This is a genomic window from Streptomyces sp. NPDC028305 (genome assembly GCF_055569495.1).
Genome location: NZ_JBVHTN010000002.1, coordinates 124,295 through 147,920 on the forward strand (window position 1 = coordinate 124,295; position 23,626 = coordinate 147,920).

At 72.0% G+C, this 23,626-nt stretch carries 23 protein-coding genes; 15 read left to right on the plus strand and 8 right to left on the minus strand.

Annotated elements, in window-relative coordinates; all coding sequences use genetic code 11:
* Positions 1 to 15: 15 nt before the first annotated feature.
* Positions 16 to 477, minus strand: a complete 462-nt coding sequence (locus tag ACZ4WQ_RS07405) for an Lrp/AsnC family transcriptional regulator (RefSeq protein WP_352127202.1) — start codon at positions 475 to 477, stop codon at positions 16 to 18.
* Positions 478 to 608: 131 nt separating this feature from the next.
* Here ACZ4WQ_RS07405 and ACZ4WQ_RS07410 point away from each other — a divergent pair, with 131 nt between their 5' ends.
* Positions 609 to 890 (plus strand): ACT domain-containing protein, encoded by a 282-nt coding sequence (locus ACZ4WQ_RS07410; RefSeq protein ID WP_311721937.1) that lies wholly within the window; start codon positions 609 to 611, stop codon positions 888 to 890.
* On the opposite strand, the gene ACZ4WQ_RS07415 is transcribed toward ACZ4WQ_RS07410, so the two are convergent.
* The 5 genes from ACZ4WQ_RS07415 to ACZ4WQ_RS07435 all read right to left on the minus strand — a co-directional run bounded on the left by ACZ4WQ_RS07415 (position 869) and on the right by ACZ4WQ_RS07435 (position 6,881).
* Positions 869 to 2,347, minus strand: coding sequence for a short-chain fatty acid transporter (locus ACZ4WQ_RS07415; protein WP_311721938.1), 1,479 nt, complete (start codon positions 2,345 to 2,347; stop codon positions 869 to 871). The genes ACZ4WQ_RS07410 and ACZ4WQ_RS07415 overlap by 22 nt on opposite strands.
* A gap of 255 nt (positions 2,348 to 2,602) precedes the next feature.
* Positions 2,603 to 4,036 (minus strand): Nramp family divalent metal transporter, encoded by a 1,434-nt coding sequence (locus ACZ4WQ_RS07420; protein ID WP_398374086.1) that lies wholly within the window; start codon positions 4,034 to 4,036, stop codon positions 2,603 to 2,605.
* Positions 4,037 to 4,120: 84 nt separating this feature from the next.
* Positions 4,121 to 5,074, minus strand: a complete 954-nt coding sequence (locus ACZ4WQ_RS07425; protein WP_398374087.1) for a phosphoglycerate dehydrogenase — start codon at positions 5,072 to 5,074, stop codon at positions 4,121 to 4,123.
* Positions 5,074 to 5,859, minus strand: a complete 786-nt coding sequence (locus tag ACZ4WQ_RS07430; RefSeq protein ID WP_358843736.1) for an HpcH/HpaI aldolase family protein — start codon at positions 5,857 to 5,859, stop codon at positions 5,074 to 5,076. The genes ACZ4WQ_RS07425 and ACZ4WQ_RS07430 overlap by 1 nt, the downstream gene beginning before the upstream one ends.
* A 38-nt stretch (positions 5,860 to 5,897) precedes the next feature.
* A complete protein-coding gene (locus ACZ4WQ_RS07435; RefSeq protein ID WP_385340214.1) occupies positions 5,898 to 6,881 on the minus strand; it encodes an aldo/keto reductase in 984 nt (327 codons plus the stop codon).
* Positions 6,882 to 7,236: 355 nt separating this feature from the next.
* Here ACZ4WQ_RS07435 and ACZ4WQ_RS07440 point away from each other — a divergent pair, with 355 nt between their 5' ends.
* Positions 7,237 to 8,469 (plus strand): four-carbon acid sugar kinase family protein, encoded by a 1,233-nt coding sequence (locus ACZ4WQ_RS07440; protein ID WP_398374088.1) that lies wholly within the window; start codon positions 7,237 to 7,239, stop codon positions 8,467 to 8,469.
* A gap of 32 nt (positions 8,470 to 8,501) precedes the next feature.
* Positions 8,502 to 9,515: a 4-hydroxythreonine-4-phosphate dehydrogenase PdxA gene (gene pdxA, locus ACZ4WQ_RS07445; protein WP_398374089.1), complete on the plus strand. Its 1,014-nt coding sequence runs from the start codon at positions 8,502 to 8,504 to the stop codon at positions 9,513 to 9,515.
* 35 nt (positions 9,516 to 9,550) lie between these two features.
* On the opposite strand, the gene ACZ4WQ_RS07450 is transcribed toward pdxA, so the two are convergent.
* Positions 9,551 to 10,369: an SDR family NAD(P)-dependent oxidoreductase gene (locus ACZ4WQ_RS07450; RefSeq protein WP_398374090.1), complete on the minus strand. Its 819-nt coding sequence runs from the start codon at positions 10,367 to 10,369 to the stop codon at positions 9,551 to 9,553.
* 90 nt (positions 10,370 to 10,459) lie between these two features.
* Here ACZ4WQ_RS07450 and ACZ4WQ_RS07455 point away from each other — a divergent pair, with 90 nt between their 5' ends.
* The 12 genes from ACZ4WQ_RS07455 to ACZ4WQ_RS07510 all read left to right on the plus strand — a co-directional run bounded on the left by ACZ4WQ_RS07455 (position 10,460) and on the right by ACZ4WQ_RS07510 (position 22,294).
* Entirely contained in the window at positions 10,460 to 11,020 is a 561-nt protein-coding gene (locus ACZ4WQ_RS07455; protein WP_385340206.1) for a TetR/AcrR family transcriptional regulator, read from the plus strand.
* A gap of 120 nt (positions 11,021 to 11,140) precedes the next feature.
* Complete coding sequence (locus ACZ4WQ_RS07460) at positions 11,141 to 12,295, plus strand: 4Fe-4S dicluster domain-containing protein (protein ID WP_398374091.1); 1,155 nt, start codon at positions 11,141 to 11,143, stop codon at positions 12,293 to 12,295.
* Entirely contained in the window at positions 12,292 to 12,747 is a 456-nt protein-coding gene (locus ACZ4WQ_RS07465) for a cyclic nucleotide-binding domain-containing protein (protein ID WP_398374092.1), read from the plus strand. The genes ACZ4WQ_RS07460 and ACZ4WQ_RS07465 overlap by 4 nt, the downstream gene beginning before the upstream one ends.
* A complete protein-coding gene (locus ACZ4WQ_RS07470; protein ID WP_361182384.1) occupies positions 12,744 to 13,556 on the plus strand; it encodes an FAD/NAD(P)-binding protein in 813 nt (270 codons plus the stop codon). The genes ACZ4WQ_RS07465 and ACZ4WQ_RS07470 overlap by 4 nt, the downstream gene beginning before the upstream one ends.
* Before the next feature lies 1 nt (position 13,557).
* The gene (locus tag ACZ4WQ_RS07475) at positions 13,558 to 14,418 is read left to right on the plus strand and encodes an NADH-quinone oxidoreductase subunit B family protein (RefSeq protein ID WP_398374093.1); all 861 of its coding nucleotides are present in this window, start codon (positions 13,558 to 13,560) and stop codon (positions 14,416 to 14,418) included.
* Complete coding sequence (locus ACZ4WQ_RS07480) at positions 14,415 to 15,776, plus strand: Ni/Fe hydrogenase subunit alpha (RefSeq protein ID WP_398374094.1); 1,362 nt, start codon at positions 14,415 to 14,417, stop codon at positions 15,774 to 15,776. Before ACZ4WQ_RS07475 ends, ACZ4WQ_RS07480 begins: the two co-directional genes overlap by 4 nt.
* Positions 15,773 to 16,258 carry a hydrogenase maturation protease gene (locus ACZ4WQ_RS07485; protein ID WP_358843725.1) on the plus strand — a complete coding sequence of 162 codons (486 nt, stop codon included), beginning with the start codon at positions 15,773 to 15,775 and terminating at the stop codon, positions 16,256 to 16,258. The genes ACZ4WQ_RS07480 and ACZ4WQ_RS07485 overlap by 4 nt, the downstream gene beginning before the upstream one ends.
* Positions 16,259 to 16,537: 279 nt before the next feature.
* Positions 16,538 to 18,814, plus strand: a complete 2,277-nt coding sequence (gene hypF, locus ACZ4WQ_RS07490) for a carbamoyltransferase HypF (protein ID WP_398374095.1) — start codon at positions 16,538 to 16,540, stop codon at positions 18,812 to 18,814.
* Between the two features lie 18 nt (positions 18,815 to 18,832).
* Positions 18,833 to 19,132, plus strand: a complete 300-nt coding sequence (locus ACZ4WQ_RS07495) for a HypC/HybG/HupF family hydrogenase formation chaperone (protein ID WP_398374096.1) — start codon at positions 18,833 to 18,835, stop codon at positions 19,130 to 19,132.
* The gene (hypD, locus tag ACZ4WQ_RS07500) at positions 19,129 to 20,253 is read left to right on the plus strand and encodes a hydrogenase formation protein HypD (protein WP_398374097.1); all 1,125 of its coding nucleotides are present in this window, start codon (positions 19,129 to 19,131) and stop codon (positions 20,251 to 20,253) included. The genes ACZ4WQ_RS07495 and hypD overlap by 4 nt, the downstream gene beginning before the upstream one ends.
* Before the next feature lie 70 nt (positions 20,254 to 20,323).
* Entirely contained in the window at positions 20,324 to 21,313 is a 990-nt protein-coding gene (hypE, locus tag ACZ4WQ_RS07505; protein ID WP_385340232.1) for a hydrogenase expression/formation protein HypE, read from the plus strand.
* 108 nt (positions 21,314 to 21,421) lie between these two features.
* Positions 21,422 to 22,294, plus strand: coding sequence for a universal stress protein (locus ACZ4WQ_RS07510; protein ID WP_385340195.1), 873 nt, complete (start codon positions 21,422 to 21,424; stop codon positions 22,292 to 22,294).
* Here the strand turns inward: ACZ4WQ_RS07510 and ACZ4WQ_RS07515 are convergent, their stop codons facing one another.
* Complete coding sequence (locus ACZ4WQ_RS07515; protein ID WP_468022102.1) at positions 22,295 to 23,536, minus strand: Acg family FMN-binding oxidoreductase; 1,242 nt, start codon at positions 23,534 to 23,536, stop codon at positions 22,295 to 22,297.
* Positions 23,537 to 23,626 lie beyond the last annotated feature (90 nt).

The following is a 23,626-nucleotide window of genomic DNA, read 5'->3' on the forward strand; positions in this document are numbered from 1 at the left end:
GACACACCATCGATCTCAGGGCACGGGAGTCCCCCGCTGCCAGGAGGCGATGACGATCAGCGTCTTCGTCTGGAGCACACCGACGCCCTTACGACGCAGGCGATTGACCACCTTCTGGAGGTCATCGACATTGTCGACATGCAACCGGACCAATGCGTCCACGTCGCCGGTGAGCGTCAACACCTCGTCGACCTCCGGCAGCGTCGACGCGAACTCCACGATGTCGTGGATGTCGGTGTCGCCCGTGAAGCGCAGCTCGGTGACCGCCTGAAGGCCCTGACCGAGCTTGGCCTGATCCGTCGTGATCGTGTAGCCGGTGATGACACCCGACTCCTCGAGGCGCGCGATGCGCCGGCGGACCGGCGCCGGCGTGAGCTGCACCAGGCGTGCGATATCGCGAACGGTGCGCCGCCCGTCGGCTCGCAACAACTCCAGGATCTGTAGATCGACCGAGTCGAGATGTACGGGTGCCGACATGCCACAAGTGTAAGCAGCACTTACCGCAACGCCCACTCCCGACCTGGACGGACTGCTCGACAGGAGCGTGCCGCGCATCGCTGTGCGCACCCTTGTTGTGAACGGATCCGGCCCTTGGAACCGTGTCCCGCATGTCAGCCGCGATACCACCACTGCTGCGACTCGATGTCGTCGCCATGCCCTTGACGGTCGCCCGGGTCGCCTCGATCCTGGCCCATCGCCAGTTCGACGTGGTCACCATGGATGTCGCCGCGCCCGTCGACGGGCTGCGGACGATCACCATCGAAGTGGACACGGCGGACGACATCAGGTTGCAGCAGCTCGTCCAGTTCCTGAACCGGTCACCCGACGTCGTCAGGGTCGTGCGCCTCGCCGACGCCGCTTCGATCCGTCAGGGAAAGGTGAGGGTCTGAGCCAGCAACGTCACGAGGACGAGCACCGTGGGAAACAGCGCGAGGAACATGGCGAAGGTGTAGCCCATGATGTCGCGCGCCTTCAGGCCGAGGATCGCGAGGGTGGGCAGCATCCAGAACGGCTGGAGCAGATTGGCGCTGGCCTCGCCGAGGTCGTACACCACGACCATCCAGCCCTGGTTCACATGCAGCTCGTTGGCCGCCCCGAGGACGTAGGGCGCCTCGACCACCCACTTGCCACCGCCGCTGGGCACGAACACCCCGAGCACACAGCTGTAGACACCGATGAGGGCCGGGTAGAAGTACTCGTTCGACACCGACACCAGCCAGTCCGCGATGGTCTGGTGCAGCCCGGTGAAGGCGATCATCCCGAAGATGCCTCCGTACAGGGGGAATTGCAGCAACACGCCCGAGGCGGCCGGTGCTCCCTCCCTGAAGGCGCGGGCGAGGTGTACGGGTCGCCAGTGCAGGATGAGGGCCAGCAGGATGAGGATCAGGTTGACGGTGTTCAGATCGAGCGCGTTGAGCGGATTGCCCTTGGCCTGGGCGAAGTGGCGGACGAGATACCAGACACCCAGAACGAAGAGCGCGATGGTGAGGGTCGGACTGAACTCGACCCACTCGCCGGGGCGGCTGCGCCGGGAGTCCGGGCTCTTGGTGCGGAGCGCGGGCCCGAGATCGATGCCGAGCCGCTCCGCGGTCATCGCCCGCTCAGGCGACGGGGCGAGGAACCACGCCATGGTGACCGCCACCGCGAAGACGATCACCGTGGCCACGATGCCCTGCCAGAGGAAGATGGTGTCGGTCAGGGGAATGACCCCGCTGCCCCGCCCCTCGGCGATGATCTTCTGCACGGCGGCCGGGCTGGAGGTCGCGCTGGCCACCTGGAGCGCGGCCGATCCCGACAGGCCCTGGGCCCATACGGTGCCCAGGCCGAGGAAGGCCATGGCTCCGATGGCGCGGTAGTCGACTCCGGCCAGCCGGCGGGCGATCTCCTTGGCGAGGATGGCCGTGAAGACGAGGCTGAAGGCCCAGTTCACATAGGAGGTGGCCATGGCGACGGCGGCGGTGAACGTGATAGCGCCGCGCGGGGTTCGGGGCACGGCGGCGAGCCGGGCGATGAGGCGGGCCATCGGCGGCGAGACCGCCACCGCGTAGCCCGCGATGACGATGATCGCCATCTGGAGCGTGAACTCTATGAGCGACCAGAACCCTTTGCCCCATGCGTCCACGAGGCCGAAGCCGCTGGTCGCTTCCGGGTCGCTTGGCTTGCCGAGCAGGCTTTCCCCTGAGACGAGCCCCAGGGCGAGGACCACGAAGGTGCCGATCAGGACGAAGCCGAGAGCGTCCGGCAGCCACTTCTCGGAGAAACGGGTGAACCGCAAGGCCAGCCGGGCAAGCCAGGTCTCCTTGCCGCTCACCTCCGCTTCCGACGTCTTGAGGGGGTTCGCGGCCATACGGATCTCCCGTTCGTTCGAATTCGCCCTCGCGGGGCGGGGTGCGCGCGCAAGATCCTGATGGGGGGCGGCTGAACGCGGCAATGGGGAATCCGCACACGGGTTGCCGCCGCACCATGTGGGACATGCCCATGGGAGAACATCCACGGCCCCGGTACATCCGTCCCGCAAACGCACCGGCGAGGACCTGGCACCTGGCCAGGTCCTCGCCGATGGTGGTGAGCGGCCGCCGGGCCGCGCGCACTCGCCCCGGAATCAGCTGCCGGGTGTGAGCTCGAGGGTGTCGAGCACCCCGTACACCCCGAGGAAGAGGATCGCCGCGCTGCTCAGGACGAGGGCGGCGGTCAGCCAGGGGTTGGCGCGGAAGCGCGGTGGGACGCCGGTGTAGCGCAGGCGCCAGACCGCGACCACCACCGCCAGGAGGAAGATGCCACCGCCGATGCCGCCGATCTGCACCATCAGGACGGGGGACTGGACCCACAGGAAGATGCACATCCACACCGGGGGCAGGCAGCAGGTGAGGATGCGGATGGTGCGCGTGCGCACGCGCATGTCCTTCCAGTTGATCACTCCGAGCAGACCGAGGGTGTTGGTCCACAGCCGGGGGACGCTGGCCGACGAGGCGACGGTGACCGAGAAGAGGACGGCGATCGCACCGGCCAGGAACAGGTACTCGGCCCAGGGGCCGAGCGTGTCGGTGTAGATGTGCGAGAGCGTGGTGATCATGCCGTTGCCCTCGGGCACCAGGCCCTGTGGATGGAGCACCGAGGCGCCGATGACGTAGAAGGACAGGGTGCAGACCGTGCAGATGATCCAGGAGACGCCCACGTCGAGCCGCATGACCTTGAGCCAGCCCTCGGCCCGCCGGGCGCGCTCCTCGGTGCCGTCGTCGGGGCCGGTCCAGCGGGCGTAGCCCTTCTCCATGCACCAGTAGGTGTACGTCGTCATCTCGTCGGCGCCGACGCCGGTGATGCCGAACATGGCGAGTGCGATGCCGATCGTGCCCGCGGGGATCTGGAAGCTCAGCCCGTCGGCGAACTGCTCGGTGCCGTACCCGAAGGCGGTGAACGGCAGGGCGAGCGCCAGGCCGACGGTGATGACGGTCTTGAGCGTGATGCCGATGACCTCGACCCGTTCGACGACGTGGTACTTGCCCGTCTGGAGGATGAGGATGGCGGCGCCGGTGACGATGAGGGCCCAGATGGTCAGGGACGATGTGCTCAGCGCCGCCCCGTGGATCGGGAGCAGGATCGAACAGGCCGCCGCGGTGCCGCCGATGATGCCGCCGCGCTGGAACATCTTGGCGAAGTCCATGCCGATCCAGAGCCAGTTGATCCAGCTCAGCCGGCCGATCCGGGGGCCGACGTCACGGAAGCCGTCGAGCGCCGGTCGGCCGTTGAGAATCGTCCAGCGGGCCAGCTCCATCTGCACCCACACCTTGACCGCCGTCGAGACGATCACCAGCCACAGCAGCGCGAACCCGGCCTTGGCGCCGAGCGAGGTAGTGGTGATCAGCTCACCGGAACCGACGACGGCGGCGGACAGCACGAGACCGGGGCCCAGTTCGCGCACTCGGCCGCGGAAGGTCACGGGGGCCGGGCGGGCGTCCTCGGCGCGCAGCGCGTACGGATCGATCTGCGTCTGCGCGGGTGGTGGCGTCGCCGTGGCGCCGTCGGTCGTGGTGGCCATATCAGGTCCTTAGGGCTTCCGGCGTCGTCGCCGGTATCCGGAACGGGGACAGGGGTCGGTGGCGGGGGCGTGTGGGGTGGTGTCTCAGCGCGCCTGGTGATGCGGCTCCTTGCCCGCCAGTACGCGGACGACGTCCTCGGCCACCATCGCGCCCATGGCCTGGTTGGCCTCGGGCGTGCAGGCGGCCATGTGGGAGGTGAGGAGGGTGCGCGGGGCCTCGCGCAGCGGGTGGCCGGCGGGCAGCGGCTCGGTGCTGAACGCGTCGAGGGCCGCGGCCCCGAGGTGCCCGGAGCCGAGCAGCTCGGCGAGCGCGTGTTCGTCGACGAGGCCGCCGCGCGCGGCGTTGACCAGGATCGCGCCCGGCTTCATCGCCGCCAGGCGGGCGCGGCCGAGCAGCGGGGCGCCGGACGGATCGGGCGGGGTGTGCAGGCTGACGGCGTCGGCGCGCGCCAACAGCGCGTCGAGCGCGGCCGGTTCTGCGCCGTGCGCGCGGACGTCGGCGTCGGAGACGTATGGGTCGTGGGCGAGCAGCTCCATCCCGAAGGCGCGGGCGTAGCCGGCCAGCAGACGGCCGATGCGGCCGAAGCCCACGATCCCCAGCGTCTTGCCGTGCAGTTCGGGGCCGAACAGCTTCGGCCAGCCGCCCGCCGCCACCGCGGTGTGCGAGGCGGTGAGGGAGCGGGTCGCGGACAGCAGCAGGCCGAAGGTGTACTCCGCCACCGCGCGCGAGTTGCTGCCCGGCGCGCACACCACCGGTATCGCGCGGGCGTGGGCGGCGGCCACGTCGATGGTGTCGACGCCGACGCCGTGCTTGGCGATCACCTTGAGGCGGGGCGCGGCGTCCATCACCTCGGCGGTGATCGGGTCCATGCCGACGATCAACGCGTCCGCTCCGGCCGCGTACTCGAGGAGTTCGGCGGTGGGCAGCGCCGCGTCCTCGCGGGGGCGCAGGGGACCCGCTCCGGCCTCCTGAAGGATCTGCCAGGGGCGCGCCGAGTGCCGGGCGAAGGTGGGCGTCGTGATGAGCGTGGTCGGCATCAGCGCGCCCCGCCCCGCGCCGCCTCCAGGTGGGACGTCGCGACCTGCTGAAGGTGCACGACGTCGGCCGAGACCGTCGCGAACGTGAAGCCCTCGGCGAGGCGGCGGGCGGCGCTCGCGCCGTCGGCGTTGTGGATGCCGGCCGCGATGCCCGCCGCCTCGGCCGCCTTGCGGACGCGGGCGAGGGCCTGCTCGAACTCATCCTGCACGGCAGGGTCGGTGGAGGTCGCGCCGCCGATGGCCAGGCGCAGGTCGGACGGGCCGACGTAGACGCCGTCCAGGCCGGGGGTCGCGCAGATCTCCTCGACGTTGGCGAGGCCGTCGGCCGTCTCGATCATCGCGAGGACGGCGGTCTGCTCGTGCGTGTCGGCCGGGTTCGGGCCGATGCGCAGCTGGGCCCGCATCGGGCCGTACGAGCGGCGGCCCAGCGGCGGATAGCGGACGGCGGCGACGGCGTCGGCGGCGTCCTGGGCGTTGTCGATCAGCGGGACGATCACTGCGGTGGCGCCCGCGTCGAGCGCCTTGCCGATGTAGGTGAGGTCGTTGGCTTCCACCCGCACCATGCCGACGGCGGTGCTGCCCTTGGTGTCGGTGGCGAGGAGGTTGTTCAGCATGCCCTGGTAGCCGAAGAGGCCGTGCTGGGCGTCGAAGGCCAGATAGTCGTAGCCGATGCGGGCGAGGCGCTCGGCGGCGATCGGCGAGTCGAGCAGCGACCAGTAGCCGATGAGCTGCTCGCGGTTGCGCAGTGCGGCGGTGAACTGGGCGGACGTGCGGCCGGTGGCCATGTTTGTCTCCGTTGTGGGATAGCGATGGGGCGGGGAGGTCAGCGGTTGTAGGCGGGCATCGGGCCGCGCAGGCGGGCGCCGACCTTGTCGCAGGCGGCCAGGACGTCCGCGGGCAGCGGGCCCGCGGCCGCGGCGGCGATGTTGGCCTTCAGGTGCTCGACCTTGGAGCCGCCGAGCAGCAGCGCGTCGGTGGAGGGCCGCGACAGCAGCCAGCGCAGGGCCAGGTCGGTCAGCGGCAGGCCCGCGTCGGCGGCGATGCGGGTGAGGTCGGTGACGGCGCGGAACAGATCCTCGTTCCAGTAGCGGTCGCGGTACATCGCGGCCAGCTTGGAGTCCCCGAAGCGCCCGCCCGCCGGGGCCTGTTCGAAGCTGTGGCGGCCGGTGAGCAGGCCGCCGCCGAGCGGGTTGTAGACCATGGTGCGCAGCCCGGCTGCGTACGCTGCATACTCCACGTATTCCTCCTCGACGCGGCGCGCGAGGAGATTGTGCAGCTGCTGGGCGACGACCGGGCGGGGCGCGCCGACCTCGTCGGCCACGCGGTTCAGCTCGGCGATCTGCCAGGCGGCGAAGTTGGAGACGCCGAGGGCGAGGACCTTGCCCGCCTGTACGAACTCGGCGACGGTCGCCAGGGTTTCGGCGAGCGGCGTCCCGCGGTCCGGCTGGTGCAGATAGAAGAGGTCGACGTGGTCGGTGCCCAGGCGCTTGAGGCTCCCGTCGAGCGCCGCGCGCAGGCCCTCGGGGGAGAGCGGCGCGTGCTCGCCCTGGTCGGGGTGCGGGATGCCGGCCTTGGTGGCGAGCACCACCCGGTCGCGGCGGCCGGGCAGCAACTCGGCGAGGATGCGCTCGCTCTCGCCGCCCGCGTAGCCGTTGGCGGTGTCCACGCCGGTGATGCCCGCGTCGAGCGCGGCGTCCACCATCGCGGCGGCCGTCGCGCGGTCGGCGGTGTCGCCGAAGGTCATCGTGCCGAGGACGAGACGGGACAGCGGGACGGGGACATGCGGGAGTTCAAGGCCGGCGGTCACGGCGGGTTCCTTCCGGGGCGGGTCGTGCGGGTGGTGCGGTTTTGTGCTCATGCGCGCTCTGATGCGTGATGTGCGCATCGCGGATGGGGCCGTACGGCTGCGCGGCCTCGACCGGTCGCCGTGCTGGTCTCCGGCGGTGCGCTGCGCTGCGGCCTTGCTCGGCGCGATGTGCTGTGTAAGCCGGTACGCGTCGCGTCCACGAGGGCGACGCGGACCGCGGGTGACGGCCGTCGGCGCCACGGGAACGCTCGCACGACTGCGTAATTCGCGCAAGGGGCCTCGCGCGCTTCACGCAACTTGTGTCATGATCCTTACCGGGTTGCCCCCTGCCGGCACGCCCGAGGAGGTTCGACCCGTGGCTTCACCGCCCCCACCCCCACGTCCATCCGTCTCGCCGCCCGTACCGCCGTACGTCGTCGCGCTCGCGGACGACCTGTCCGGCGCGGCGGAGACCGCCTGCGCGCTCGGCGGTCCCGTCCGACTGTCGCTGGGCGGCGTCGACGTGGCCGGGACCGCCGCCGCGCATGACCTCGTCGTGGACCTGGACACCCGCCACCTGCCGGTCGCCGAAGCGGAACACGCCGTGCGGACGGCGCTGCGCGCGGCGCGGTCCGGTCCGCCCCGACTGCTCTACAAGAAGGTCGACTCACAACTGCGCGGCCATCTCGCCGCGGAGGCCGCCGCCTACGCCGAGGGCGCCGAGGCCGTCGTCATCGCCCCCGCGCTGCCCGTGGCCCGGCGCACCGTGACCGGCGGCGTGGTGCGTGTGAACGGCGTTCCGCTGCACCGTACGGACGGCTGGCGCGCGGAACGCGCGTCCGCGCCCCGCTCGCTGCCCGAGGCGCTGTCCGGCCTGCCGGTCCGTACCGTCCCCCTCGACGTCGTACGGTCCGAACCCGCCGGGCTGGACGCGGAGTTCCGGCGGATCGCCGCATCCGGCGCGCACCCCGCTCCGGACGCCGAGACCGACGCCGACCTGGACGCGGTGGCCGCGGCGGCGCTGCGGCTCGGCCCCGGATTCCGGCTCCTGGGCAGCGGTGGCCTGGCGGCCGCGCTCGGGCGCGCGCTGCCGCGTCCCGCTGCCGCCGCACCCCCGCCCGCGCCCACCCAGGACGGCACCCCGTTGCTCTTCGTCGTGGGGACCGCCGAGCCCGGCGCGGTCGCGCAGATCGCGCGGCTCACCGCGATCGGCGCGCACCATGTGCCGCTGGACCCGGCCGACCTGGCGGCGGGCACGGTCCGACTGCCGAGTCATGCCGCCGCGCCCGCCCTGACCGTGTTGTCCATCGACGGTTCGGCGGGCCCGCGCCCCGGCGCGGGGCGGGCCCTCAGCACCGCCCTCGGCGCGCTCGCCGCCGCGTACCCGGGCCGCCCCGACCTCGTCATGACCGGCGGCGAGACCGCCCGCACCACCCTGGACGCCCTGGGCATAGGGGAGTTGCAGCCGCTCGGCCAGATCCACCACGGCGCCGTCCGCTCCCGCACCCCCGACGGCCGCCATGTCGTCACCCGCCCCGGCAGCTACGGCGCCGAGGACTCGCTGCTGCGCATCGCCGTTGCGCTACGGCCCCGACTGGCCGCCTCCTGACCCCGCCCCCCATCCGTGTAGGAGTTGCTCTCATGCCCACCCCCCTCCCGCTCATCGCCGTCACCATGGGCGACGGCGCCGGCATCGGCCCCGAGGTCGTCGTCGCCGCGCTGCTCGACGACGCCGTCCTGACCCGCTGCCGCCCCGTCGTCATCGGCGACGCCCGGCGGCTGCGCGAGGCCGCCCGCATCCTCGGCCTGGACTGCGACATCGCCGTCGTCGACCACCCGCGCGACGCCGAGTTCACGCCCGGCCGCGTCAACGTGGTCGACCTCGGTCTGCTCCCCGCCGACCTGGCCTGGGGCGAGCTGTCGCCGGTCGCGGGCGGCGCCGCGTACGCGTACATCGAGCGGGCCGCCGAACTCGCCGTGGCAGGCGAGGTGCACGCCATCTGCACCGCACCGCTCAACAAGGAGGCCCTGCACGCCGCGGGGCACATCTACCCCGGCCACACCGAACTCCTCGCCCACCTGACCGGGACGGAGGAGGTCTCGATGATGCTCTCCACCGAGAAGGTGAAGGTCATCCACGTCACCACCCACATCGGCCTGATCGACGCCGTCAACCGCATCGAGCCGGGCCTCGTCGAGCGCACCGTGCGCCGCGGCCACGACGCGATGGTCCGGGCCGGCACCCCGAACCCCGTCATCGGCGTCTGCGGCATCAACCCGCACGCGGGCGAGAACGGACTGTTCGGCTACGGCGAGGAGGACGAGAAGATCGTCCCGGCCCTGGAGAAGCTGCGCGCCGAGGGCGTCGACGCCCGGGGTCCGCTCCCCGCCGACACCGCCTTCTTCCTCGCCTCACGCGGCGACTACGACCTGATCGTGGCGATGTACCACGACCAGGGCCATGGCCCGGTCAAGGTCCTGGGCATCGAGGCGGGCGTCAACCTCACCGTGGGCCTGCCCGTCATCCGCACCTCCGTCGACCACGGCACCGCGTTCGACATCGCCGGAACGGGCACGGCGGAGGCCGGCAGCATGGTCGAGGCGCTGCGCCAGGCGGCCGAGATGGCCACGGTGCCGCTCGCCCCGCCCGCCTGAACCGCCGTCCCCCGCACCTACGGCGCCGCCCGCGCCTACTCGTCCCCGACCGCTGCTGCCAGGCGCGCGGCGTCCCTGTCGTCGTGGTCGCCGACGGTGAGCGTGAGCTTCTTGGCGCCGCGGTAGGCGGCCCTTCCCGGGGCCGGGGCGCCGACGATGTCGATGATCGGTCCGACCGCGGTATCCGGGCGTTGGCCCAGCAGCCTCCCCAGAACCACGGCGGCGATTTTCATGCCCTTCCCGACGTCGCCGGCGAAGCTGGAACGGACCAGCCGAGCCGGGCCCCAGGTCACGTAGGCGAGGCCCGGATTCTCGCCGGTGGCCAGGAGGCCGAGCAGTTCGTTGGCGCGGCGCTGCTGCGCGTTGGACCTGGTGAACGTGAACCCCTCGCGCATCTCGAGGTCGTCGAAGTCGATCGCGCCGGCTCGCGCTCCGGGAACGGCCGTGTTCACGATGACCGGTCTCTCAGCCGCGCGGAGGAGCGGGGCGAGCCCCGTGACGAACAGGTACTTGGAGAGGAAGAACAGCGCCCAGGAGGCCTCGTGCCCCTCGGCCGTGGTGTGTCGACGCTGCCGGATGAAGGAGGCGGCGAGAACCAGTGCGTCGATGCGCTCGTGGTGCGCCCGCAGGTGCTCGACCACGCGGCGGCTGTCGGCGACCGACGACAGATCGGCCGCGACGAACTCCGCCCGCTGTTTCGCTGACCGGTCGTCGCCCGTCACGGTCGTGAGCAGCGCGTCGAACTTGGCGCGGCTTCGCCCGATTGCCACGACGCGGTCACCCGCGCTCAGGAAGTGGCGGGCCAGCGCCGCCCCCATGCCGTCGGTGCCTCCGGTGATCACGATCGTCCTCATGCCCCTGCCCCTTTTCATTTCCGGAACGCGTGTTCCGGATTAACCTAGCACAGAGCGGAACAGCTGTTCCGATTCGGCTATGGTGAGGGGGTGACAGAGGACCGGAAGCAGCGACGAGACGCCGTCGCCAACAGGGAACGGATCCTGGCGGCCGCGGGAGAGGCCTTCCGGGAGAGCGGCATGACCGTGGACATGCGCGCCATCGCCGCGGCGGCGGGCGTCGGCCTGGGGACCCTCTACCGCCACTTCCCCACCCGTGAGCACCTCGTGCAGGCCGCGATGGGCACCGATCTGGCCGAACTCGCGGAGGCGGCCCTCCCGGAGGGGGCGTCCGCGATCGCCGGCCTCCGCGAGTTCTTCACCGCGACGATGGCTCAACTCTCGCGCAACAGGGCCATGGTCGATCTGCTCGTCGGCGGCTCGCCGTCGGATGAGGACCTCGAGCGATGCCTCGCCCACCTCACCAGGATCGGCCAGCAGGCTGTCGACCGCTCCCGGGCCGATCACACCCTCGCCGCCGATGTGACCGCTCAGGACATCGCCTATCAACTTCTCGGACTCATCCGTATCGCGCAACTGATCCCCGACTCCGACCCGGACATGACCGAACACCAGGTGGATCTCGCGCTACGGAGCCTCGCCGCGAAGTAATGCCCTCGACACGAGACCATTCGGCCGATCCCGGTCGTGTCGGCGCGCGGATTCCCGGGCGCATGACGGAATGTGTACGCGGACGGGGTCAGGGTCGACCGATGACCGAGGTGAGCTGTGATGAGTACGTCGCCGGTTTCCTCGGCCGAGGGGGCCGTGATCGGCCAGGACGGTCTGGCCGCTCTGGTCGACGTTCTCCGGGCGCGCGGGCACACGGTGATCGGCCCGACGGTAAGGGATGGCGCCATCGTGCTGGACGAGCTGGAGTCGGCGGCTCAGCTGCCGTACGGATGGGGGGTGGAGCTCGAAGCCGGACGGTACCGGCTGCGGTCGCGGACGGACGGCGCGGCCTTCGCCAACGCGGCCGGTCCGCAGTCGTGGAAGACGTTTCTGCACCCTGCCCGGGTACGCCAGTGGAGGGCCGAGCGCGCGGCCGGTGAACTGGCCATCGAGGCCGACGACACCACGCCTCCCCGCTATGCCTTCCTCGGTGTCCGGTCCTGCGACCTGCGGGCCATCGCCGTCCAGGACCGGGTGCTCACGGCCGGTCCGCACACCGACCCGGTCTATCGGGGCCGGCGGTCCGGGGCGTTTCTGGTGGCGGTCGAGTGCACCGAGCCCGGCGGCACGTGCTTCTGCGTCTCGATGGGCACCGGGCCGGCGGCCGGCCCCGGGTACGACCTGGTGCTGACCGAGCTGGCCGATGCCGGGGGCCACCGGTTCTGGATCCGCGACGGCACCCCGGAGGGTGCCGAGGTCCTGGCACAACTGCCCGTCGCCCCGGCCTCGGCAGCCGTCCGCGAGGCCGCCGTGGCCGCCGTCGCGTCCGCCGCCGACCGGATGGGCCGCACGATGCCGGAGACCGACCTCCAGCGGCTGATGGCGGAGACACTGGACGCGCCTCGCTGGGACGATGTTGCCTCGCGCTGCCTGACCTGCGGCAATTGCACCATGGTGTGCCCCACGTGCTTCTGCACCACCACCGAGGACATCACCGACCTGACCGGGGACCACGCCGAGCGCTGGCGGATCTGGGACAACTGCTTCGACCTGGACTTCTCATACCTGCCCGGCGGGCCGGTACGCCCCTCCTCCCGCAGCCGCTACCGGCAGTGGCTCACCCACAAGCTCGGCACCTGGTACGACCAGTTCGGATCGTCGGGGTGCGTCGGCTGCGGCCGTTGCATCGTCTGGTGCCCGGTCGCCATCGACATCACCGAGGAGGCCGCGGCCCTGCACGACTGGACCATGCGCACGGAGGACGACCCGTCGTGACCACGTGGCCGCTGCTGCTCGAGACCCTCCCGCGAGTCCAGCGGGAGCGGCTGTTCGCCCTCGCCGACGAGCGGCTCTTCCCTGCGGGCAGCAGACTCTTCGACGAGGGAGGCACCGCGGACCGCTTCTGGCTGATCCGCTCGGGTGAGGTCGCCCTCGACGTGTACGTCCCCGGCCGTCAGGCACAGGTGATGGAGACCCTGGGGCCACGGCAGCAGCTCGGGTGGTCGTGGATCTTCCCGCCGTACCGCTGGCATCTGGGCGCCCGGGCCGTGGGGCCGGTGCGGACCTGGGAATTCCGCGCGGCCGAGGTGCGCGAGCTGTGCGCGGGCGATCCGGAGTTCGGCTACGAGCTGATGCTGCGCTGCGCCGCGCTGATCGCCGACCGGCTCCAGGCCACCCGGCTCCGGCTGCTCGACCTGTACGCCCCGTACGGAAGTGGCCGTTCATGACCACCGTTCCGCTGCCGTACCGGGTGACGGCCGTCTCGGCGGAGACCGCGGACTGCGTCTCGTTCGAGGTGACGCCTGTCGGGCGGGCGCTCCCGGACTTCTCGCCGGGCCGGTTCGCCATGCTGTACGTCTTCGGTGTCGGCGAGGTGCCGATCTCGGTGAGCGCGATCCGCGACCGCCACCGCCTGGTGCACACCGTGCGCGCGATCGGCGCGGTCACCGACGGGCTGTGCCGGCTCGGGCCGGGGGACACGTTGGGCCTGCGCGGCCCCTACGGCATCGGCTGGGACCTCGACCGGGCGGCCGGGTCCGACATCCTGGTGATCGCCGGAGGCATCGGGCTCGCCCCGCTGCGACCGGTGGTACACCATGTGCTCGACCACCCCGGGCGCTACGGCCGCCTTCATGTGCTGATCGGGGCCCGCACCCCCCAGGACCTGCTCTACCGGGAGGAACTGGAGCACTGGCGGCGCGCCCCGGCGCGGGTGGAGGTGACGGTGGACCGGCCCGGCCCCGGCTGGCGCGGCGACGTGGGCACGGTCACCACCCTGCTGGCCCGGGCCGAACCGCGCCCGGACCGGACCACCGCGCTGGTCTGCGGGCCCGAGGTGATGATCCGGCACACCGCCCGGGCCCTGCTCACCCGTGGCCTGCCGGAGCATCGGGTTCAGGTCTCGCTGGAGCGGAACATGCGCTGCGGCACCGGCCACTGCGGCCACTGCCAGCTCGGGCCGCTGCTGCTGTGCCGGGACGGCCCGGTGACCGGCTACGACCGTGCCCGGCCCCTGCTCGCCGTGAGGGAGCTGTGAGATGGAATCCGACCCCCGCCCCGCCCTCGCGGTCTGGAAGTTCGCCTCCTGCGACGGCTGCCAGCTGACCCTGCTCGACTGCGAGGACGAACTGCTGCCACTCGCCGGCCGGGTGCGCATCGCACACTTCCTGGAGATGTCCGCCGCGGAGGACTCACGGGAGCCGGCCACCCTCGCGGGCACCGGACCGTACGACCTCTCCCTGGTGGAGGGGTCCGTCACCACAGCCGAGGACGTCCGGCGGATCCACCACATCCGGCGGATCTCCCGCCGGCTGGTCACCATCGGGGCCTGTGCCACCGCGGGCGGCGTCCAGGCGCTGCGCAACTTCGCGGACGCCCAGGAGTTCCGCGCCGCGGTCTACGCCAGCCCGGAGTACATCGCGACCCTGGACACCTCCACCCCGATCTCCGCGCATGTGCCGGTCGACTTCGAGCTGCGTGGCTGCCCGATCGACCGCGGCCAGCTGCTGGAGGTGATCACGGCGTTTCTGGCCGGGCGCAAGCCGAACATCTCCGGCCAGAGCGTCTGCTTCGAGTGCAAGCGGCGCGGCACGACCTGCGTCACCGTCGCCCACGGCACTCCCTGCCTGGGACCGGTCACCCACGCCGGGTGCGGTGCCCTCTGCCCCGCCTACGGGCGCGGCTGCTACGGCTGCTTCGGGCCGGTCGCCCGTCCCAACCTGGAGTCCATGGTGCGTCAGCTGCGGCACGACGGCATGAGCGGACAGGACATCCTGCGTGTCTTCCGGACCTTCAACGCGGCCTCGCCCGAATACACCCCCGTACCCGGGCTCGCCGCTCAGGAGCCCACCGAGCCCTCCGAGCCCACCGACCCCCCGGCGGAGGGCGAGCCCCGATGAGCCATCGCGGATCCCGCGTCCTGCGTCTGGACGCCCTCGCCCGGGTGGAGGGCGAAGCCGCCCTCCACCTCACCGTGCGCGACGGGACGGTCGCCGAGGCACGGCTGCGCATCTACGAGCCACCGCGGTTCTTCGAGGCGTTCCTGGTGGGCCGGGGCCACCACGAGCCGCCCGACATCACCGCGCGGATCTGCGGGATCTGCCCCGTCGCCTACCAGATGTCCTCCTGCCAGGCGATCGAGCGCGCCTGCGGAGTGACGGTCGACGGCGGGATCGCCCGGCTGCGCCGCCTGCTGTACTACGGCGAATGGATCGAGAGCCAGTCCCTGCACATCCATCTGCTGCACGCCCCCGACTTCCTCGGCCACCCCAGCGCGGTCGAACTCGCCCGCCGGCACCGCGCGGCCGTGGAACGGGGCCTGCGGATCAAGCAGGCGGGAAACGCCGTGATGGAGCAGCTCGGCGGCCGCGCGATCCACCCGGTCAACGTCCGCCTCGGAGGTTTCTACCGCGTGCCCGCACCGGCCGAGCTGCGTCCCCTGGCCGAGCGGCTCCGCAGGGCCCATGACGACGCCCTGGAGACCGTGCGCTGGGTGGCCGGCTTCGACTTTCCCGATGCCGCGTACGACGGAGCACTGCTGGCGATGTGTGACCCCGGCCGGTACGCCATCGACTCCGGAACCCCGGCCGTCATGGCCGCGCCCGCCGCCCCGGCCCTGGACCGGGCCGCCCCGGTACGGGAGTTTCCGGTGGAGGAGTTCGAGCGGCGTGTGGTGGAGCGGCAGGTCCCGCACTCGACCGCCCTGGTGTCCGAACTGGACGGCCGCCGCCACCTGACCGGTTCACTGGCCCGGTACGCGATCAGCGGACAGTGGCTCCACCCCTCGGCCCTCGACGCGGCTCGGGAGGCGGGACTCGGCGATCCCACGGCGGGTGTGGTGTGCCGCAACCCCTTCCGCAGCATCATCGTCCGCGCCGTCGAGGTGGCACACGCCGTGGCCGAGGCGCTGCGGATCATCGACGCCTACGAACCACCGTCCCGGCCGTACGTCGAGGTGCCCCCGCGCCGGGCGTCCGGCTGCGCGGCCACCGAAGCACCGCGCGGGTTGCTCTACCACCGCTACGCCATGGACGCGGACGGCACCCTCACCCTGGCCCGTATCGTGCCGCCCACCGCGCAGAACCAGGCCGCCATCGAGGACGACGTCCGACGCCTGGTCCAGGCCCGCCTGGACGCGCCGGGCCGGCCGGCCGACGACGGGGAGCTGGTCCACCTGTGCGAGCGGGCCGTCCGCAACCACGATCCGTGCATCTCCTGCTCCGCCCACTTCCTGGACCTGACCGTGGAGCACGGATGACGGGACGGGTGGTGGCGATCGGTGTGGGCAACCCGTTCCGCCGGGACGACGGCGCCGGACCGGCCGTCATCGAGGCACTGCGTGCCCGGGCACCCGCGGGCACGCTGCTGACCCTCAGCGACGGCGAGCCGGGACGGATGCTCGGCCTGTGGCGCCCTCAGGACGCCGTGGTGGTGGTGGAAGTGGTGCACGCCCACCCCGGGAAGCCGGGGCGGCTGCACACCCTGACGGCGGAACGGACCGCACATCTGGCGGCACGCCCGGGCAGTACTCACGCCTTCGGGCTCGGCGAGACGTTCGCCCTGGCCGCCGCGCTCGACCGGTTGCCCCGGGAGCTGATGGTGCACGCGGTGGAGGGGACCGAGTTCACCCTGGGCCGCGGCCTGAGCGCGCCGGTGGCGAACGCTCTCCCCGGGTTGATCCGTCAGGTGGCCGAAGCCATCGACGACGCGCACGGCCGTCTTCGCCACGCGGTGAACTGACCGCCGACCGGGCGACCGCTCCGCTCATGGACCGCGGGCGTTGCTCGCCTGGGCCGTCCGTGGACACCATGGCCACCGCACGGGCGTGGTGTCCCGCGGTGGTCCCAGCCGCCTCCTAGCGTGGTCGACGGCCCGCTCGGGCGCTGCGCGGTCGGACGGGACTTCGCCCGACGGCCGGGACCGGGCCTCCCGCTCAGGACCATGATCTTAACCGGACGGAAGTGCCGTACCCATGGAACAGCCAACCGCCGCACCCCGCTCCGCCGTGGCGGAGCCGGTGTGACCGCGGTCGTCCATCAGCGGCCGGTCCGCCGCCTGGTGGCGGTCGGCGGCGTGGTGCAGGGGGTCGGCTTCCGGCCCTTCGTCCACGCCCTGGCCACCGAACTGGGCCTGTCCGGGCAGGTCGCCAACGGACCGGCGGGCGCCCGGATCGAGATCGAGGGCAACGCCGACGCGGTGGTCGCCTTCCGCCACCGGCTGACGGCGGACGCGCCCCCGCTGGCCGAGATCGTCTCGGTGTCCGTCTCCGAACTGCCCCCGACGGGCCGCACCGGTTTCGCGATCGTGCCCTCCACGACGGGCCGGGGCCGCGCCCTCGTCCCGCCGGACAGCGCTACCTGCGAGTCCTGTCTGACGGAGCTGGCCGACCCGGCCGACCGCCGCCACCGGCACCCGTTCATCACCTGCACCGACTGCGGCCCACGGTTCACCATCACCACCGCGATGCCCTACGACCGGGCCACGACCACGATGGCAACGTTCCCACTGTGCCCGGACTGCGCGGCGGAATACACGGACCCGTCCAACCGACGGTTCCATGCCCAGCCCGTCGCATGCTGGGCCTGCGGGCCGCGCCTGAGACTCTCCGGCCCCGTACGACGGGACGGCGGCGCCGCGTTGAGCGAGGCCCGGCGGATGCTCGCCGCGGGGGCGATCCTGGCGGTCAAGGGCATCGGTGGCTATCACCTGGTGTGCGATGCCACCGCCCCGCACGCGGTGGGCGAACTGCGCCGGCGCAAGGCCCGCAGCGACAAGCCGTTCGCCGTCATGACGCCCGATCCCGCCACCGCCGCCCGGCTCGGCCACCTCGGCCCGGCGGAGCGGCGACTCCTTACGGCGCGGTCCCGCCCCATCGTGCTGCTGCGCCGTCGAGCCCGTACCCCGCTCGCCCCGCAGGTCTGCCCGGGCACTCCGGACATCGGCGTCATGCTGCCCTACACCCCCTTGCACCGGCTGTTGTTCGGTCTGCCCGACGACCCGTCCGGTTCCGGCGTGCTCGTGGTGACCAGCGGAAACGTCTCCGGCGAGCCGCTGGTGACCGACGACCGGGAGGCCCTCGCGCGTCTGAAGGGGCTGGCCGACGCCTGGCTCTGGCATGACCGGCCCATCGCGGTGGCCTGCGACGACTCCGTGGTCCGGGTGCGTGCGGACGGCTCGCCGCTGCCGGTCCGCCGCTCACGCGGCTTCGCCCCGGCGAGGATCCGCCTTCCACTGGCCGTCCGCCCGGTCCTCGCCGTCGGCGCGGACCTGAAGAACACCCTGTGCCTGGCGGAGGACGACTCAGCCTGGCTGTCCGCCCACGTCGGGGACATGGACAGCCTGGCCGCCCAGCGGGCCTTCGAGCGCGCCGAGAGCCATCTGCGCGCGCTCACCCGCGTCGATCCGGTGTGCGTCGCGGCCGACCGCCACCCCGGCTACCGGTCCACGCGTTGGGCGCGCCGCGACGGTCGGCCGCTGACCCTGGTCCAGCACCACCACGCCCACATCGCCTCCGCCATGGCCGAGCACGGCCTGCACGAGCCGGTGCTCGGGATCGCCTTCGACGGCACCGGCTACGGGGACGACGGCGCCGTCTGGGGCGGCGAGGTGCTGCTGGCCGACTACGCGGGCTACCGCCGCCTGACGCATCTGGCGTACGTACCCCTGCCGGGCGGTGACGCGGGGGTGCGGAATCCGTACCGGATGGCCTTGTCGCACCTGCGTGCGGCCGGTATCGCCTGGTCGCCCGACCTGCCCTGTGCGACCGCCTGCCCGCCGGAGGAACTGCGGTTGCTGGAAGCCCAGTTGGCGCGTGGACTTGGCTGCACACCCACCTCCAGCATGGGGCGGCTGTTCGACGCCGTGTCCTCGCTGGTGGGCATCTGCCACCGGGTGGGGTATGAGGCCCAGGCCGCCGTGGAACTGGAGGCCGCGGCCGTGATCGCCGGCCGGGTGCGGGACGGCTATGCCTTCGAGCTCGACGCCCCGGCGTCGCTGCTGGCGGCGATCGTGGCCGATCTGCGCTCGGGCGTGGGGGTTCCGCTGATCGCGGCCCGCTTCCATCTGGCGGTCGCGGACGCGGTGCGCACGGCCTGCCGGAAAGCGCATCGGACCACAGGGGTGCGGACGGTCGCGCTCACCGGCGGGGTGTTCACCAACGCCCTCCTGGACGAGATGTGCGCCGCCGGGCTCGCCGAGGACGGATTCACCGTCCTCAGGCACACACTCGTCCCGCCCGGGGACGGCGGCCTGGCCCTGGGACAGGCGGTCGTCGCCGCCCGTGTCACCGACGACTGAGGAACCGAGGAGGAGCACATGTGCCTGGCGGTACCCGGCCGGGTGGTCGGCATCGAGGAGCGCGACGGCACGCCGATGGCGCGGGTCGACTTCGGCGGCGTGGTCAAGGACGTCTGCCTCGCCTATCTGCCGGAGATCGAGGTCGGTGACTACGCGATCGTCCACGTCGGCTTCGCGATCCAGCGGCTCGACGAGGAGTCGGCCCTGGCCACCCTCCGGCTCTTCGAACACATCGGCGCAATGGACGAGGAGTTCGGCGATGCCTGGGCACGCGCGGCGGCCGAGGCGGGAAGGGCACCCGAGGAGGAGAACCGGTGAAGTACATCGACGAGTTCCAGGACCCTGAGCTGGCCAGACGACTCCTGGACGACATCGCCCGGACGGTCACCCGGCCGTGGGCCATGATGGAGATCTGCGGCGGCCAGACCCACTCGATCATCCGCCACGGCATCGACCAGCTGCTGCCCGAGAACATCGAGCTGATCCACGGACCGGGCTGTCCGGTCTGCGTCACTCCGCTGGAGATGATCGACAAGGCGCTGGCGATCGCCTCCCGCCCGGACGTGGTCTTCTGCTCGTTCGGCGACATGCTCCGGGTACCGGGAAGCGACCGCGACCTGTTCCGGGTCAAGAGCGACGGCGGCGACGTCCGTGTCGTGTACTCACCGCTGGACGCGCTGCGGATCGCCCGGCGGACCCCGGACAAACAGGTGGTGTTCTTCGGCGTCGGCTTCGAGACCACCGCGCCCGCCAACGCCATGACGGTCCACCAGGCCAAACGCCTCGGCGTCCGCAACTTCAGCCTGCTGGTCTCGCACGTCCGGGTGCCACCGGCCATCGAAGCGATCATGCGGTCCCCGGACTGCCGCGTACAGGCCTTCCTCGCCGCCGGGCACGTATGCAGCGTGATGGGCACCGGCGAATACCCGGGCCTCGCCGACACCTACAAGGTGCCCATTGTGGTCACCGGATTCGAGCCGCTGGACATCCTGGAAGGCATCCGACGGGTGGTCCGCCAACTCGAACGAGGCGAACACCACGTCGAGAACGCCTACCCACGCGCCGTGCGCGAGGGAGGCAACCCGGCCGCCCTGAGCGTGCTCGGAGAGGTGTTCACCACCACCGATCGCGCCTGGCGCGGCATCGGCACCATTCCGGACAGCGGCTGGCGGCTGTCGGACGCCTACCGTGACCACGACGCCGAGTATCGGTTCGACATCACCGGCCTGGCCGTCGACGAGTCCGCCGCGTGCCGCAGCGGTGAGGTGCTTCAGGGCCTGATCAAGCCGCATGAGTGCGCTGCCTTCGGTGCCGCCTGCACCCCCCGCACACCGCTCGGAGCCACCATGGTCTCCAGCGAGGGCGCCTGCGCCGCCTACTACCTGTACCGCCGCCTGGCCACGCCCCGCATGACGGAGGAGACGACTTCCGTTGACTGACATCACCGACACCACCGGAGCCACCGGGTGGTCCTGTCCGGTCCCGCTGCGCGACCACCCGGTGGTGGTGATGGGCCACGGCGGCGGGGGAGCACTCTCGGCGGAACTGACCCGGCACCTCTTCCTCCCGGCCTATGGAAGTCAGGCGCTGGGAGAACTCACCGACTCGGCCGCCCTCACACTCGGCGCCGCCCGGCTGGCCTTCTCGACCGACTCGTATGTCGTCCGCCCGCTGTTCTTCCCCGGCGGCGGCATCGGGGATCTCGCCGTCAATGGCACCGTCAACGACCTCGCCATGAGCGGAGCCGTTCCCGCGTACCTGTCCTGCGCGTTCATCCTCGAGGAGGGGACGGAACTGGCCACCGTCGGCCGGGTCGCCCAGACGATCGGCGCCGCCGCTCGAGCGGCAGACGTCACCGTGGTCACCGGTGACACCAAGGTGGTCGACTCCGGCCACGGCGACGGGGTGTACATCACCACGGCCGGCGTCGGGCTGATCCCCGATGGCGTGGACATCCGTCCGCAGCGCGCCCGGCCCGGCGACGTGGTGATCGTCAGCGGCCCGGTCGGCCTGCACGGCATCGCCATCCTCAGCGTCCGCGAAGGGCTGGCGTTCGGTACCGAGGTGGCCAGTGACACCGCGCCGCTGACCGGACTGGTCCAGGCGATGCTCGCGGTCACCCCCGAGATCCATGTGCTGCGCGACCCGACCCGGGGCGGCCTGGCCGCCGCGCTCAACGAGATCGCGGCAGCCTCGCACACCGGCGTCGTCCTCGACGAGCGAGCGGTGCCCGTTCCGGAGGCGGTGGCGACCGCCTGCGCACTCCTGGGACTGGACCCGATGTACGTGGCCAATGAGGGCTGCCTGGTGGCCTTCGTGCCCAGGCACCACGCGGACGGGGTAGTGGACGCGATGCACGCGCACCCTCTGGGACGTGAGGCCGCGGTGATCGGCGAATGCGTGGCCGAACACCCCGGGACGGTCGTGGCCCGCACCGGCCTCGGCGGCACCCGGATCGTGGACCTGCCGCTCGGCGAGCAACTGCCCAGGATCTGTTGAGCCGCGAGCGGGGCGGCGAAGATCAGCCCTCCACCGGCGGTCCGGCATACGGGATGGTGTCCGGCGGCAGACGGGGTCAGGCTGGATGGTGGGAGACGGGAGATCGCGATGACGAGTCCGCAGGGGCGTCGGCCGGTCGTGGTGGGCGTCGACCCGGACCCGACCAGGCGGATTGCGCTTGCCTGGGCCGTGGACGAGGCGGCGCGGCGCCGGTCGCCGCTGTGGCTGGTGCATGCCCAGGGTGTTCCGACCGGGGGATACCGGTCGAGGGAGGTGCGGCCGTCCTGGGAGGAGTGGAACCAGGTGCTGCACTCGGCTGGTGACCAGGTGCTCCGGGAGGCGGTTGCCTTCGCCGAATCGCGGCGTCCCGAGGTGGAGGTGTCCGCGCTGCTGGCTGAGGGGAATCCGGCGTGGGTCCTGCGTGAACGGGCGAGGGACGCCACGGTGGTCGTGCTCGGCTCCTGGCATTTGAGCACCAGGCAGGAACTGTTCACTTCCGCCTCGGTGGCGCTGCCGGTTATCGCCCATGCGCCCTGCCCGGTCATCGTGGTGCCGGAACCGGAGCACATCACACAGCGCCCGCTGTACATGGTGGTCGGCGTGGACGGTAGCGCGCACTCCGCCGCGGCGGTCGACTTCGCGTTCGGGGAGGCCGCCTTGCGTGGTGCCGTCCTGCGGGCGATCTGTGTGTGGGACCCTCCGCTGATCGGTGTCCTGGACGAGCAGGCGGCGCTGCGGGAGTGCCGCCGGGTGCTCTCCGAGACGGTCGCCGGGCGTACCGCGCTCCACCCGGAGGTGGAGCTGCACCACGAGGTGGTCAAGGGCCATCCGGTGGAGGTGCTGACCGAGGCGTCCGCCCACTCGGTCGGTCTGGTGGTGGGGACGCGGGGGCGTGGCGGGTTCGCGGGCATGCTGCTGGGTTCGGTGAGTCAGGGCGTGCTGCACCATGCGCGGTGCCCGGTCCTCGCCGTCCCGGGGTGATCAGGGCTGGATGTCGAGCAGGTGGCGGGTCGGGCGTCGTGGCGTTTTGGGGCCCGGCGGGCCGTAGCCGAGGCGCAGCACCATGTGGACGTGTCCCGTCCCGGCCACCGGGTCGCGCAGCGGCCAGCGCAGGTCGGGCCACTCCAGGGCCTGGGCGATGAACGAGCTGGACAGCCCTTCGAGCGTCGCGGCCAGCAGGACACGTTCCATGGCCTGCCCCGCGCACAGCCAGTCCTTCGGCTCGTCGCCCGGGGTGGCCAGCAGCGCCAACTGAGGGGAGCTTTCGAAGTCGGCGGCCTCGCGGCCGGGGACCGGTTGGCCGCCCGCGAAGTCCCGCACCGGGGCCCTGCCGCCGCGTCGGCGGGGCCCGAAGGCGTAGGGCGGTACGCCTTCGTCGGCGGACCGCGGAGTCTGGTCGGAGAGCCGGGTCCAGTGGGTGAGGTCCTCGGCGCTGCCGCGGTCGGTGAGGTTGCGCGCCTCGGCCTCCAGGGCCAGGTCCAGCACCGTCTGGAGATGCCATCCGGAGGCGAAGGACAGCGAGACGCCCTCGGTCTCGGCCGCCTTGCGGAGGGTGGCGCGCACGGTTTCGGGGATTTCGGTCTCGGCGAAGGGGGAGCGGCTGGTGTGCCGGGTGTGGATGGCCGGGTACAGGGCGCCCGGATCGTCTTCGTCGCCGAGGAGGCCGGTCAGTGATACGGCGGCGAGCAGGGTCGGGTCGTCGGGGTCGGGCAGCAGCCGGGTCGTCGGATGCCGGCCCGCGTGGGCGGCCGCGACGCGCAGGTTCATCAGGGCGGCGCCGCAGCCCAGGTGGAGGGCGCGGAGGTCCGCGTCGGAGTGCGGCAGGGTTCTCGTCAGGTCCGCGATCACGAGGAAGAGGCCTTCGCCGCGGAAGTACCGGAAGCGCCAGGGCTGTGCGTTGTGCATCGACGGGGCGGCCGCGGCGTCGCGCGCCAGCGTCGTCGCCGCCCCGTCGGAGAGCGGGTGTCCGGTGTGGTGAACATGGGCGTCCGGTCCGGGGAACACGAGGGAGACCCGTCCGGAATCCGACCAGCGCACGTCGTAGGGAGGCGTTCCGTCCGCGTGGTGGACTCCGACGATCTCGCCGTCGCGCCTGGTCGCACCGGTGGTCGGGCTTTCGATGATCAGTTGGTCGCCGATATGGGCACGCATCGGCATCCCCGCCTCTCCGGCCTTCTGTCTTCTGCCTTCGTCCAGAGTTTCACGGTCGGCGATGGATGGCATGGGCGGAATGTCCTCGTGTGGGTACCCGATGGCTCTCATGCCGGGCCGAGTGGCCGGTGAGCGGGACCGTGCGACTCATGTGGTGGCGGT